Source organism: Paenibacillus sp. MAHUQ-45 (genome assembly GCF_058133325.1).
This window is the reverse complement of sequence record NZ_JBYUPV010000004.1, coordinates 74,116-88,306: the sequence shown is the minus strand read 5'-3', so window position 1 is coordinate 88,306 and position 14,191 is coordinate 74,116. Positions and strand designations below refer to the sequence as shown.

Annotated in this window: 8 protein-coding genes; 2 read left to right on the top strand and 6 right to left on the bottom strand. The window is 46.9% G+C overall.

Features of this window, described 5'->3' with window-relative positions; translation table 11 throughout:
- Positions 1-32: 32 nt before the first annotated feature.
- Complete coding sequence (locus AC3Y23_RS11235) at positions 33-614, bottom strand: sensor domain-containing protein (RefSeq protein WP_379199345.1); 582 nt, start codon at positions 612-614, stop codon at positions 33-35.
- A gap of 408 nt (positions 615-1,022) precedes the next feature.
- Between AC3Y23_RS11235 and AC3Y23_RS11230 the strand changes: the two genes are divergently transcribed.
- The gene (locus tag AC3Y23_RS11230) at positions 1,023-2,063 is read left to right on the top strand and encodes a sensor domain-containing diguanylate cyclase (RefSeq protein ID WP_379198755.1); all 1,041 of its coding nucleotides are present in this window, start codon (positions 1,023-1,025) and stop codon (positions 2,061-2,063) included.
- 249 nt (positions 2,064-2,312) lie between these two features.
- Positions 2,313-2,876: a sugar O-acetyltransferase gene (locus AC3Y23_RS11225; protein ID WP_379198753.1), complete on the top strand. Its 564-nt coding sequence runs from the start codon at positions 2,313-2,315 to the stop codon at positions 2,874-2,876.
- A 204-nt stretch (positions 2,877-3,080) separates the two neighbouring features.
- Here the strand turns inward: AC3Y23_RS11225 and AC3Y23_RS11220 are convergent, their stop codons facing one another.
- The 5 genes from AC3Y23_RS11220 to pyrH form a co-directional block, all read right to left on the bottom strand.
- Positions 3,081-7,964, bottom strand: coding sequence for an SGBP N-terminal domain-containing protein (locus tag AC3Y23_RS11220; RefSeq protein WP_379198751.1), 4,884 nt, complete (start codon positions 7,962-7,964; stop codon positions 3,081-3,083).
- A gap of 257 nt (positions 7,965-8,221) precedes the next feature.
- Positions 8,222-10,738, bottom strand: a complete 2,517-nt coding sequence (locus AC3Y23_RS11215; RefSeq protein ID WP_379198749.1) for a winged helix-turn-helix domain-containing protein — start codon at positions 10,736-10,738, stop codon at positions 8,222-8,224.
- 267 nt (positions 10,739-11,005) lie between these two features.
- Positions 11,006-12,106, bottom strand: a complete 1,101-nt coding sequence (locus AC3Y23_RS11210) for a phosphotransferase enzyme family protein (protein ID WP_379199343.1) — start codon at positions 12,104-12,106, stop codon at positions 11,006-11,008.
- A 64-nt stretch (positions 12,107-12,170) separates the two neighbouring features.
- The gene (locus AC3Y23_RS11205; RefSeq protein WP_379198747.1) at positions 12,171-13,070 is read right to left on the bottom strand and encodes a helix-turn-helix domain-containing protein; all 900 of its coding nucleotides are present in this window, start codon (positions 13,068-13,070) and stop codon (positions 12,171-12,173) included.
- Positions 13,071-13,295: 225 nt separating this feature from the next.
- On the bottom strand, positions 13,296-14,033 hold the full coding sequence (pyrH, locus tag AC3Y23_RS11200) for a UMP kinase (RefSeq protein WP_301880595.1): 738 nt from the start codon (positions 14,031-14,033) through the stop codon (positions 13,296-13,298).
- Positions 14,034-14,191: the final 158 nt, after the last annotated feature.

The window sequence follows — 14,191 nt, the reverse complement described above, 5'->3', positions numbered from 1 at the left end:
GGCGGCCTACGTTGCAAATACGGGCGTGGCGACTACCGGTTCACATGCTTGATCATCAGACGTGTGTAACCGCCTATCAAGTACGCCAAGCGACCCGTAAGCCTGTAGCTCACCGCCATCAACACGACCCCTGCGGCCGATACCATCACGGCTTTGGCAATCGTATCTACCCCCACAAAGGAAAGGTTGATAAACCGATAGAGGAACGGGGCCGCAATCAATACAAGCGGCGCTGCGTAAAGCAAGGCCGCACTGATCAGACTTAATATCCCTATCGGGAATTTCAACAGCAGCCAGCCAATTGCGATCCAGTTGCGTACGTTCAACAGCTCCTTTTTCGCTTGAAGCCAGCTCGACACATCGGGTCTCGCGGATTTAACGCAAGGCTCGGTGGTAATGTCCGTATAGATCTTGGTCTGTACTCGTTCAAATTGCAGGAAGGCGGTCGTCGTCCGCAAAACGTGTGTCAGGAGAGGAACTCCCGCGACAGTAAACGAAAGACTCAAGCCCAAGGTTAGAGCGACCAGATAAAAGCTGAAGTAAAACATTCCTGTGACAAAAGTAAGCAGCAGGAAATAGCCGTTTTGAATAAAGCTAACGACGGTTCTGGCCATCAAAGAGCCCACATCCTTTCCAAGTAGTAGATGTATTTTAAGGATCTTGATGTCAAATCCGCCAGTGTCATAATGTCATATGACATAAAATGAACGGAGTTATCCGCAGTAACGAGCGGGACAGGTGCCAGATGAGCCACTTTTCGGTCTCCGTTGCCTTCGCCCCTACGTATCTACTCATTAGAATCATCTTGATACATCGGATACAACGGCGCCGATGACGATCTGCTATCAGAAGATGAAGCTCTCCCAACTGTCCGTCAAGCTTAGGGCTTAGCGCTGACAAACTGTATTAAACGTGCTAGCATATTATCTAATCATGACGAATAATTACACGCATAGTATGGAGGAATTGGGAAGATGCTTGAAAACCATCGCCTAAAAGTCTTAATGGAAGTCCAACAGCAGATGCTGTTATCTAACTTTGATCTGAAGTTGTTTATGCAGACAATCTGCGATCGGATGTGCCTATTAACTGATGCCGACGGTTCTACTATAGAAATGCTGGCGGACGATGAAATGGTTTATGCCGCTGTCAGCGGTACCCTGCAGCCTCATCTTGGAATTCGAATAAAAAAGAACGGCAGCTTGTCGGGTTTGTGCGTGACAGAGAAAGAAATTTTGTATTCGCCGGATACACAGCAGGACGATCGCGTCGATAAGGAAGCGACTATGAGAGTCGGCGCACGGAGCATGGTCTGCGTACCCCTGTTTGACTCCAGCGCTGCCGTCGGCGTGTTGAAGGTCATTTCCGGTCGCTCCGACGCTTTCTCTGACCGCGATATTGAAACGCTACAGTTATTATCGCTCGCCCTGGGCTCAGAATTAGGCAAACAAATTAACTACGATGACAAAATTCGTGTGCTTAACGATTATGAGCAATTATTGATTCAATTAAGAGCCGAGATCGAAAAACGTAAAGAACTAGAGATCGAGCTTATTCAATTGACAGAGCGTGACATTTTGACGGGCTTGTTGAATCGCAGAGGATTTAGCACTCGCATCCAAGGCTGGATGAATCGGGCTAGTTGCCAAGAAGGCGTATTCGGGGTGTTCTACCTCGATTTGAATAAATTCAAGCAATGCAACGATACTTACGGACATGAAGTCGGTGATCTTGTACTTGTAGAGTTCGCGAAGCGAATTAAGCAAGTCGTTCGGGAGACCGATCTATTAGCACGCGTTGGCGGCGATGAATTTCTGGTGGCAGCATGGCTGCAAAACGGCTACGACGGCTTGGTGCAGGTTGCTAAGCGTTTGATCGGGCAACTAGAGTCACCGATGCAGATCAAGGAGCTTCAACTACCGATGACCACTAGCGTTGGCTGTACGCTATGGGTGGAGGGCATGACGGAACTTGATCTCATTCGCGATGCGGACCAATCGATGTATCTCGCCAAGACCAACGGTACTAATAGAATTGCGATTAAAGGCGAGCTGGTAGTGTGATTTCAGTTATACGGATACCCCATTAAGAGGGTCACGGGGCCAGTCAAAACAATGGAAATATTCATCGACGCCGCGAGTCTAGGCAAAAGTGAGAAATCGAAAGGCACCCGATTAGGGTGCCTTTTTTTGCTAATGGATTTACATTCGGCCATCTCTGTCTCACAATCTCCATAATGCCAATGGCGTAATCTTATAGTTGAACCATATCATCCCTTATAATAAAATACTTTGAACAGAGGAGTTGATGTTATGAACGAAAAAGAAAAATCGCATGCTGGTCTGTTATACCAACCTGGCGATCCTGAGCTTGTCGCAGACCGTGCGGATACCGTGAAAAAGCTATATGAATATAACAATATACACCCGCTAGACCACGAAGCACGACGGACTGCCATTCGCGGACTGCTGGGAAAGACGGGAGATAATTGCGTTGTGGAGCAGCCGCTTTTCTGTACTTATGGGTACAATACCACGGTAGGGGATAATTTTTTTCTCAATGTTAATTGCAAACTCATGGACAGCGGGAAAATTACTATTGGTAACAACGTATTTATTGCGCCCAACGTCTGCCTTATAACAGAAGAACATGCCATGGATGTAGAGCAACGGTTGGAGGGGTTGGAATACACACATCCAGTCAATATTGGTGATAATGTATGGATCGGTGCAGGCGCTACAGTCCTGCCGGGAGTGACGATCGGCGCGAACAGCGTGATCGGGGCCGGCAGTGTCGTTACGAAGGACATTCCGCCAGATAGTTTGGCTGTGGGCAATCCGTGCAAGGTCATTCGCTCTTTGAAAAAAGCCCTTTAGTCGGGCGCCAATCGGGGATTCTATCGCTGTCAGAACTATAACAACAACCCTCATGTGGTCTCACCCTAATTCCTAGCGTTATCTATCTGTCACATTTACATCCTGGGATTCGAGCAGTATTGGACTTTGCTTTGATGTGCAAGCTCCACACAAAAACAAGGCTGCTTTGAAATTGACTTCAAAGCAGCCTTGTTTGATTTCCCTTTACTTGTTATTTTGCGCCAACATTCTCAGTAGCACCGTTACCGACTCTGCTCTTGTCGTTTTATCGCCCGGGGCAAATGCATTTGCACCTTTGCCTTCGATAATGCTCAGCTTTTTAATGGCCCCAACTGCACCTTTCGCCCAGTTCGGAATTTCCTTTTCGTCCGCGAAGCCTGTTGCCGTTGCAGCTTCAACTGACTGTCCCAGCGCTTTTGCGATCATCACCGCCATCTCCAGACGCGTAATTTCGGCGTCCGGTCGGAAAGTGCCGTCTTCATAGCCATTAATGATGCTCGCTTTTACCGCTTGCGCGACCGAATTCTGCGCCCATGTTGCGATCTTCCCTTTATCAATAAACGTCAGTTCGGCTCCATCTCCTTGCGGCTTGAGAGTATTCATCAGCATAACTGCAAATTCCGCACGCGTTACGGTACGGTTCGGATTGAACGTACCGTCCGGATAACCGCTGATGATTCCGAAGCTTACCGCTTGATTGATGCTCGCCTCAGCCCAGTGTCCGGAAATATCGCTGAAGTTGACCGGCGTGACTGTAGCTGAATCTTCGCCTTGACCTGCTGCGAGTACCGCATACTTCGTAAAGTGGTTAACTTTTATGGTGATGGTATTTCCTTTTACCTCGCCGCCGATTTCCACCCATACCTTCTTTATTTCGTCGTAGAAAAATACAGAAGGTTTTTGATTACCCTTTAATTTTTTCGGATCAAAGGTAAAGATCATCGTGAGTTCCTTGCTGAAATTTTCCGGAAAGTTTTTTAGAATTTCGAATACCGGACTGACCAGAACATCCTTGCTTGTAAGCAGCTTTTGTGTGTCTGCCACTTTTTCTACCGTGATTTTCAATTCTTTGTTTGACGCACCTGTAGGAATTATAATCTTGACATCATCGCCTATGCTAACCTCGCCGGATTTACCAATGGAAAGCGTTAGCGTACCGTCTGTGGAGATCACTGTATTGTTTGAGGACGTTACTGGCAGGGTACCGCTATTGCCTGATGTTGGTTCTGATGTTGGTGTTGGTGTTGGTGTTGGTGTTGATGCTGGTGCTGCTGCTACCGTCACCGTTACTGTATAATCCTGTGTCGTATTGTCCGCTGCTACAACGGTGTATATCACTGGTTCCGTGAAATTCTGCTGCGTTGTTCCGCTCGCTTGTGTTGTGCTTCCCACCTTCACACTAGCGCCCGTTGTTGTAAACGTTGGCACTAACGACGTTACATTCGTTCCATATGGCACGGTCAATGCGATGGTTTTGTTCGATTCATTAACCGTTCCCGTTACCGCCGAACTCAATCCCCCGAATCCAAATGCTGTGATGGCCTTTGCAGAGTTCGCCGCTACCGTCACCGTTACCGTATAATCCTGTGTCGTATTGTCCGCCGCTACAACGGTGTATGTTACGGGTTCCGTGAAATTCTGCTGTGTTGTTCCACTCGCTTGTTCGGTGCTTCCCACCTTCACGCTAGCGCCCGTTGTTGTAAACGTTGGCACTAACGACGTTACATTCGTTCCATATGGCACGGTCAACGCGATGGTTTTGTTCGATTCATTAACCGTTCCCGTTACCGCCGGGCTCAATCCCGCGAATCCAAATGCTGTAATTTCTTTTGCAGAGTTCGCTGCTACCGTCACCGTTACCGTGTAGTCTTGTGTCGTATTGTCCGCTGCTACAACGGTGTATGTTACTGGTTCCGTGAAATTCTGCTGTGTTGTTCCACTCGCTTGTTCAGTGCTTCCCACCTTCACGCTAGCGCCCGTTGTTGTAAACGTTGGCACTAACGACGTTACATTCGTTCCGTATGGCACCGTCAATGCGATGGTTTTATTCGATTCGTTAACCGTTCCCGTTACCGCAGGGCTCAATCCCGCGAATCCAAATGCTGTGATGGCCTTTGCAGTGTTCGCCGCTACCGTCACCGTTACCGAATAATCCTGTGTCGTATTGTCCGCTGCTACAACGGTGTATGTGACCGGTTCCGTGAAATTCTGCTGTGTTGTTCCACTCGCTTGTTCGGTGCTTCCCACCTTCACGCTAACGCCCGTTGTTGTAAACGTTGGGACTAGCGACGTTACATCCGTCCCGTATGGCACGGTCAATGCGATGGTCTTATTCGATTCGTTAACCGTTCCCGTTACTACCGAACTCAGTCCCGCGAATCCAAATGCCGTGATGGCTTTTGCAGGATTCGCCGCTACCGTCACCGTTACCGTATAATCTTGTGTCGTATTGTCTTCCGCTACAACAGTGTATGTTACTGGTTCAGTGAAATTCTGCTGTGTTGTTCCGCTCTCTTGCGCAGTACTTCCCACCTTCACGCTAACGCCCGTTGTTGTAAACGTTGGGACTAGTGACGTTATATCCGTTCCGTATGGCACGGTCAATTCGATGGTCTTATTCGATTCATTAACTGTTCCCGTTACCGCCGGGCTCAGTCCCTCGAATCCGAATGCTGTGATGGCTTTTGCAGAATTTGCTGCCACCGTCACCGTTACCGTATACGTTACCTTCGTAGTTCCATCCTGCGCAGTAACAATAACCTTCTTGCCGGTTGCCAAAGCCGTCGCTACGGTTGTTCCGTCTGCATCATAGACTTCAAACGATGCATTCTCTGCCGGCGTGATCGCTGCCTTGAACTCATTCAACGTCGTGGCGTACGGAACATTCGTGATGCTTTCCTCCGCTGTTCCGCCTGTGCTTACCGTTCCTATCGTCGAGGTCAGCGTTGCGTCTGCGCTCAGTGTCTGAACAGGGACTGCATCGCTCTGCTCCGATTCACCAATTGCATTGAATGCGCTCACCGTAAACGTATAAGAGGTATTCGGTGTCAGTCCGCTCACCGTATAAGTGGTGCCGGATACAGTGGCAATCGCCGGATTGTCTCCATTCTCGTAGAGGTAATAACCGGTCGCTCCTGATACGGCATCCCACGAAAGGATAGTTGATACAGATGTGGTGCTGCTGGATTGCAAATTCGCAGGTGTTTCGGGAGCGATTAGTTGTACTACACCGTTTATTCCCCCTGCGTATAGCGTTCCCCCGACTTCCAGCAGCGCATGTAGCTGGCTCGGCGAACCGACTACCTGTTCCCATATGCCGTTGCTGTACATCCACACGTCGTTGCTATCGTTATCTGTCCCCGCATACAGCGTACCGTTCGCATTGAGCAAGGCATTCACACCACTCGGCGCATGGCTGGTCGTCATCTGCGTCCATTCGGGTATAGTCGCGTTAGCATCGTAGGTCCATATGTCATTGTCAAAGTTACTAGTCCCCGCATACAGCGTACCGTTCACATTGAGCAAGGATGTCACATAACTCGGCGCATGGCTGGTCGTCATCTGCGCCCATTCGGGCGTAGTCGCAGTCGTGTCATATGTCCATACGTCATTGCCACCAGCAGCATTCCCCGCATATAGCGTGCCGTTCACATTAAGCAACGTATTTACGTAACTCGGCGCGCTGCCGGTCGTCATCTGCGTCCATTCAGGCATAGTCGCGGCAGTATCATATGTCCATATGTCATTGTCGCCGTTATTCGTCCCCGCATACAGCGTTCCGTTTACATTGAGCAAGGCATATACGTTACTTGGCGCATTGCTTACTGTCATCTGCGTCCATTTTGGAGTAGTAGCAGACGTGTCATATGTCCATACATCGTTGTCATCGTCGTCATTAGAAGTCCCCGCATACAGCGTACCGTTTACATCAATTAAGGCATACACATATCCCGGCGAGCCACTCATCTGTGTCCATCCGCCTCTGGTCGTATACGCCCATACGGCGTTATTGTCGTCATCCGTCCCTGCATACAGCGTGCCATTGGCACTAAGCAAGGTGTTGGTTCTGCCTGGCAAAGCGCCCATCTGTGCCCACGTGCCGTTACTGTTCGTCCATACGTCGTTCCTTCCGGTCTGCGTCCCTGCATACAACGTCCCGTTGTCATCGAGCAAGGCATATACACTGCCCGGTGCGCCGTTCATCTTCGCCCAACCGTCGCCAGTCGTGTACGTCCATACGTCGTCGAAACCGGCACCGGAGGCAGTTCCCGCATACAGCGTGCCGCTCACGAAGCGCAAGGTTTTCACTCTGGCCGGCGCACCGGCTATTGGCGTCCATGTACCGTTGCTGTTATTGTACGTCCAAACGCTGCGGTTGTCTCCAGATTGAGTTCCCGCCGCATACAGCATGCCGTTTACATTAAGCAACGAAGCTATATATTTGGGATTGCTAACGCCGTTGCTTATCTGCATCCAGCTACCGTTACTGTTCGACCATACGCCGTTGCTTCCAGTCCCCGCATATAGCGTGCCATTAATATACGTCAAGGCTTGTACATCGCCCGGCGAACCCATCATCTTCGTCCAACCGGCAATAGCCGTGTACGTCCATACGTCGTTGCTAGAGCCATTCGAAGCCCCCGCATAAATCGCACCGTTTACATCGATCAAGGAATACACATTGCTCGGCGAGCCGGGCATCTGCTTCCATCCACCACTAGCCGTGTACGTTGATACGTTATTGCCGTCACCCCAAGCCCCCGCATACAACGTGCCATCCGCATCAACGAGAAAGCTTCGCACATTGGCCGGCGAGCCGCTCATCTGTGTCCAAGTACCATTACTGTTCGACCATACGTCATTGCCGAAATTCCCCGTCCCCGCATACAACGTGCTGTCCACTTTGAGCAAAGTTTGCACGTTGGACGGTTGTACACTTTGTCCCACCGCTGGCCAAGTTGACGAGGCAGCATGGACTGCCGTTCCTGCACCCATGAATGGGATGAGCGTCAAGACGAGTACAAATGCCAGAACGATCTTCCCTGATCGGGAAGACCACCTCTTGAGTCTTGATGTCGATCGTTTCATAAATTCGTATACACCTCTTTATTTGTAATAATGATTGCAACCGGCGATGCAGCGATACAAGATGACTATAGACGACAAATAACAACATTCCCTCGCCATTCTTGTCGATCATTGTCACTGTCGTCCTAATATAAGACGATTTCAACACAAAAAAAATCCCCCATCTAAGGGGGAGGGACGGAAAAAATATGGGGGATATACCTCATGCAAATATTTATTGTACAATAAGGATTCTCCTTAATTGCGATAAATAGCTCTCACAACCATTTTAATTCTTTTCCTTGCTTCAGTGCCTGTGCTCTGCTGTTCACATGAAGTTTTCTATACATACTTTTCAGATGGCTCTTGACCGTTTCGGCTGTGATTTGAAGTTGTTCGGCGATCTGTTTATTCGATAGCCCCATGTCAATCATCCGTAATATTTTTAATTCCTGTTTCGTGATAAGGGCTCTCGGGCTTGCAGTCCCATTCGTATGATCCGACATCAACAAAAGCAATTTTCTGGCGTAGAGTATACCCGCAGACTTACGGTTAACGCTGATCTGCCTTTGCCGGATATATTCACGCAGCAATTCGGCCATCTTTGCCCCTTCATCCAAGAAACTGCGGATGTATTTCCCTGGTTCCGCCAATTGGAGTGCCGCTTCCAGCTTCATTACAGCGTTCGTCAATTCTCCTTTTCGATAAAAAGCCATGCTTTGTAGAATGACCACCTTGACCTTATCCCAGGTCCGCTCAGCCTTATCGACAAGCAGGTACAATTGTTCTAGCAGTTGTAAAGCTTCATCGACTTCTCGGCGTTCCATAAGCGCGCTTGCCAAAATAAGATATTCTTTAATCGGACCGAGCGGGATCGTATCGGTATGCTTGATGCCGCATGTTTGCAGCCAACGCTCATCCATAGAGCCGTTCGCAAGCGACAAATTTGCCTTCTCCGCCTCTATCCTCCTCATAAACATGGCTTTATCCACTGAATTGATCTTAGGTTTAACCCACTCAAGCCATTCCAACGCTTTAGCCGAATCCCCCTTGGCCTGACAGATCCGCGCAACATTAACAGAAGCGCCTAACAGAATAAGAGCATACGGCTGCATACACGTTGACCTCAGTACCCTCTCCGCATAAGCTTCGGCTTCTTCCAAGCGGTTCCATTCATATAACAGCAAGCTGTACGTATTGTAGAAAAACCCGGCGTAGGGGTAATTGTCTCTCTCTTCCCATACTTTAATCCATTTATTAAAGAATCTCTCCGCATCATGCAGATCATTGAAAAAACTCAATAAGGTATCAAAATACATCGAATACGAGTTCGCTTCGATCATCTGAACGTAGCTTCCCTCAGGCGCATGCCGATCAAATATCTCAAAATATTCATTCGCCCGCCGAAAGTCTCTTCGGTAAAAAGAAACGGCCGCGGACAAAAAATGGACGGTTCCTGCGTAAGGTTTCCATTCCGGATCCGATAGCTTGTCCTCCATTAGGCGAAGTCTTGCTTGTGCCAACTCCAATTCATTAGTTTCCACCATCACTTTGACAAAAAGAAATTGAATTCCCGGCTTTCCAGTAAAACAGGACTCCGGTAGATCGCGCAACCATCGATAAAGCACACCTCTCTTCGCATGAAGGTTTTGCAGATGCTTTTCGATCAAAGCGCTTGCTTCGAGTTGAAGTCCACCCATAAATAGTTGCTCAACCGCTTCTTCCAAAAACCCGTGCTCCTCCAACCAACGGGCTGCCTTGACATGCAACTCCTTCGATTGTCCCGCATACCTCTGCCGAAAAAGCCTCCGTAAAAACTCGGAAAACAAATGATGATAGCGATACCATTCCCGCTGATCATCCAAGGAAACGATAAACAAATTATGCTGTTCCAGTCTTTCCAGCAGCTCCTGACAATTCGCTTGTCCGGTAACCGTCTCGCACAACGGGCCATTCATCCTGACTACGATCGAAGTTTCCAATAGAAAGGACTGAATTTCGCTCGGCTGGAGACTAAAAACCTCCTGAAACAAAAAATCGGATATGTTGCGGTGTTCCCCGCTAAAGGCGCGGATAAAATCCGAATAATTGCTACTTCTTTGCAGCGAAATGGCCGCAAGATACAGTCCGCTAATCCACCCTTCCGTGCGGTCGACCAGTACAGCTATCTTTTCTCCCGACAGTGGCAATCCCATGCAATCCTGAAAGTAACGAATTCCTTCCGCAAGTTGAAATCGCAGCTCCTGAATCGTGATTTTCACCATTTGGCCAGTCGTCTGCAGCCTTGCTGTAGGAAAGGGCATTTCTGCCCGGCTTGTTACATAGAGGTGGATATGAGCGGGCAAATAAGCAAGAAAATATGCCACTGATGCGTGAATGGAGGCAAGATCAATCACATGATAATCGTCCCAAATCATGACCAATTCATCCGAGTTGCTGTCAAGCTCGCGAATCATGGCTGAGATGAACGGCTCAAACGCTCCTGACTTTAAGGATGACAAATACGGGGTGACTGTTTCCGCAAATTGGGGGTTCTTACTATTGACTGCAGCGATCGTATAGCTCCAAAACTCAATCAGATCATTATCTTGAGGACCCAAGGAAATCCATACGGCAGGTATGGCGGACTGCTGCAGCCACTGACTCAAAGCTGTAGTTTTGCCGTACCCTCCGGGAGCCGTCACAGATGTAAGTTTGCTCTTTAATCCTTTATTTAATAGATCCGTGATCGTCGCTCGCTCAACAAGGTCATCGCGCCGCGTCTGCGGGATATGAAGCTTAGTACTCAGGATCATTGAAGGGCACCTCGAATCTGGTTGTGTTAATCCTTTCTCTATTATATCTGATTTCTAATCTAGAGTTGCTAAATAAAATAAGCCGGGCAGCTTCCTCGCCCAGCCATCGATTAATGCGAAAAATTTCGTCTTACTTATGATACGGTTCACCGCGTTGGCTGAAGCGGCAAGTTTTAGGGCCATCCTTTGTCGGATGGCCCTTTCTTTGATCTGGCTTTGTTCAACTATCGTTCGTCACTAGTTCAGTTAGAGGATGCTACAAAAAGACTAAATATTCCGTTCCTCATACTCAAAGGGCTCTTCACAAGAGTACATGTCATGGAAAAATCCCTTATACGGGATATCGTCCTCCAGACATTTTATGAGATACGACAATTCCTCGTCACACTCCGGTTCCTCACCAGCGTTCTGCATTACCTCGAAAGCATCCACAATACTCTCCATAATGTCTACTTGAATAAATAAGGGCAGCCTATCCAACATTGAATCTTCCACTTTGGTCTCGGATCTATATCCCGCGAGGACAGTTTCAAAATAATCATTCATAAACTTTCTGCGTTTACCAGCGTCCGGTTCAAATTGAGTCCAGCCCACTCCGTGAGTCCAGAGACTTGCTAGGTCACACATATACCACCCGAAACATGAATTATCGAAATCATATACGGTTATTTGCCCAGTATCAAAATCTATCGAATAATTCCCATCGTTATAATCAAAATGGATCATACCGAACGTCTCCTGATTAATTCCCAATCCTTTTAAAGTATTGAGGATCTGTACCATTTTCCCCTTAACCAAGGGTAAGGAGTCAGGAATCAGTCTATCGATATATTCAGCATTAAATTTATCAAAAAAACTATAACGGCGATGAACAGGCGTATATCCTTTTGATATATGGTGCAGCTTCCCCAGAACTTTACCGCAATTATAATAATATTCAGTAATCGGAGCTCCATCCCGGTACTGATAATGATTTTCCACAAGCGTCTTGCCCTTGGCCTTTTCAAATAGGCAGACAAAAAAAGTGCGGTTATTGTGAGTGATTTCTTCTAGCAGGTTTCCCTTCTTGGAGCTGACTACATCCGCGACAGTTCCACCATGCTCGAATAAATACCTGATATACTCCACTTCTCCCAGAAAATCTTCCCGGCTTCTGTCAGGCAAAAAAGCGATTCTTAGTATCTTGGCGTTGACACCTTCTTTCTCACAGGTGTATACGACATTCCTGCCGCCCTCATGTGGCGGTATCTGCCGGATGACAAAGCCTTCTAATCCGAACAATTCTGATACTGCTGTAAGTAAATAGGTATCTCCGATTGAAACAACTTCGTTGTAGTTTATAACTATCTCTCCTTTTCGTACAACCATCATTTATGAATACCAAAAGAGCATACCTCAATAGCGGCAAGCTCAATGGACTTTTTTGATCATTTTAAGCATTGTTCACTCTGATGGGCGCAAACCATTCCATTTCACAATATTGTCCATCATATGCATCCGTGTCAATTTTTTCGAAGAAGAATTCGCTATCCAGAAGTTCGTATCTCCCATTGTGCTCCTGGACAAGCCTATCGATGGCAGTATACAGCGCCTCTGCGCGTAATTCGCTAATTTCCTCGTAATGATGGTTCCCAATATAGCGAAAGCTCACACACATAGAAGCAGGGACTGTGTCACCTGTAAAACCGTCTGGAATATCGTTCAGATCCCTTACACGCATAGACGGTAGATAGTGCGTCCAACTAAGCGATGAATCAGGTTTCCTCGTTAGACCGTAAAAGATATTAGATTCTACTGGATCAGGAACATTATGCCGATTGCCCCACCAAAACTGTTTGGCCACTTCGGGTGCTTTTGTCGGTGCTTCAGCAATCTCAATTTGATACATTCGCCCGATTAAATGAAAGGATGGAATCATGACCAATTCCGGCCCGTATAGCATATTCCCGCTAACATTATTCTTTGGAAATAGATTAAGAGGAGGTGTTAAGTGAATGTTTCTGCCGGAATCTCTACATTCACCAGGCGTAAGCCCATATTCGCGTTTAAACGCACGTATGTAGGTTTGCTCATGTTCATAACCGCATTCCATAGCAATGTCGAGGACCCGCTTCTCAGTTTTCATCAAATCCTCTAAGCTGACGGCTAGCTTTCGAGAGCGGATATAGCTTTGTAGCGGCACGCCAAAAGCGAACTTGAAAAGTCGACGCAAATGAATAGTGGAGATCGGGAGATCGTTCAGATATTCTGTCTCGCTCGTACCAGAAATATTTTCTTCTATTCGGGATAGGAGATCAGAAAGGAGTTTGTATGGTTGTATAGCCGATGTCACTCTCCTGGTATGTTTTTGTTCCTAAAATTCTAAACCGAACATATTTGCTACTAGTGAAATCATACCACAAGGTGGAAATTATTGTCGCTTAATTGAAGGGCTAGAATCCTTATAAATTATCGAATTTCCTGCTATTCTGTACGTTAGCTAAGACCGCTTCAAGCAATTTTTGCTACATATATCATATTCATGACCTAGAGCCAAGACCCTTATATCTAACATATTTCATTCCAACTCTAAAACTGATTCGCCACTAATTATCGTACCGTTATTCTTACCTTCACAAATTTCTTTCATCGAGCCTGGTTTATCGAAGTTAAACACATGCATTGGCAGATTGTAGTCTCTTGCTAAAATGAAAGCTGATTGGTCCATTACCTTTAAGTTGTGTTTTAAAACGTCGTTGTAATGAAGCGAACGAAATTTCCTTGCATCTTTATCAAATTTAGGGTCTGCATTAAGAACACCATCAACACCTTGCTTTGCAACTAATAAAGCGTCACAATTAACCTCGATGGCTCTTTGTACTGAAGGATAGTCTGTTGTAACGTAAGGTTGACCGTTCCCCCCTGCAAAAATTACAATATAGCCTTTTTCTAGATGGTGGATTGCTCTTAGACGGATGTATGGTTCTGCAACTGAAGTAATAGGTATTGCCGTCATTACTCGTACTTCCTTTTTGGTCTTGGCTTTAAGAACTCCACGAAGCATTAAACTATTTACTACAGTCGCAAGCGTCCCAATGTTATCAGCTTCTGCCCTTTCTATCCCCCAGCTTTCCGCCATATTACCTCTGAAAATGTTACCCCCACCTATAACTAACGATACTTCAACGCCTAAGTTTACTACTGACATAATTTCATCCGCAATATGGTCTAACCTTTCTGGCTCAAAACCAAATTCAGAGTTTCCTGCTACTGCTCCACCACTTAGCTTAACGAGAACCCTTTTGTACCTTGACAATTATTACACCCCCATAAAATAAAAACACTAAAGCAATAAATGCTTTAGTGTTCTAATGGAATGGAAATATGAAATTACGCAAGTCGACTGAATGTAAGTCTTCCGTTTCCACCTCATACTCCCACCCCTTGATGTTTTTTCCATCAAGTAATTTTACA

Coding starts and splice junctions, on each gene's coding strand:
- AC3Y23_RS11235 (WP_379199345.1), bottom strand. CDS start 614: ATGGCCAGAACCGTCGTTAGCTTTATTCAAAACGGCTATTTCCTGCTG.
- AC3Y23_RS11230 (WP_379198755.1), top strand. CDS start 1,023: ATGCTGTTATCTAACTTTGATCTGAAGTTGTTTATGCAGACAATCTGC.
- AC3Y23_RS11225 (WP_379198753.1), top strand. CDS start 2,313: ATGAACGAAAAAGAAAAATCGCATGCTGGTCTGTTATACCAACCTGGC.
- AC3Y23_RS11220 (WP_379198751.1), bottom strand. CDS start 7,964: ATGAAACGATCGACATCAAGACTCAAGAGGTGGTCTTCCCGATCAGGG.
- AC3Y23_RS11215 (WP_379198749.1), bottom strand. CDS start 10,738: ATGATCCTGAGTACTAAGCTTCATATCCCGCAGACGCGGCGCGATGAC.
- AC3Y23_RS11210 (WP_379199343.1), bottom strand. CDS start 12,106: ATGGTTGTACGAAAAGGAGAGATAGTTATAAACTACAACGAAGTTGTT.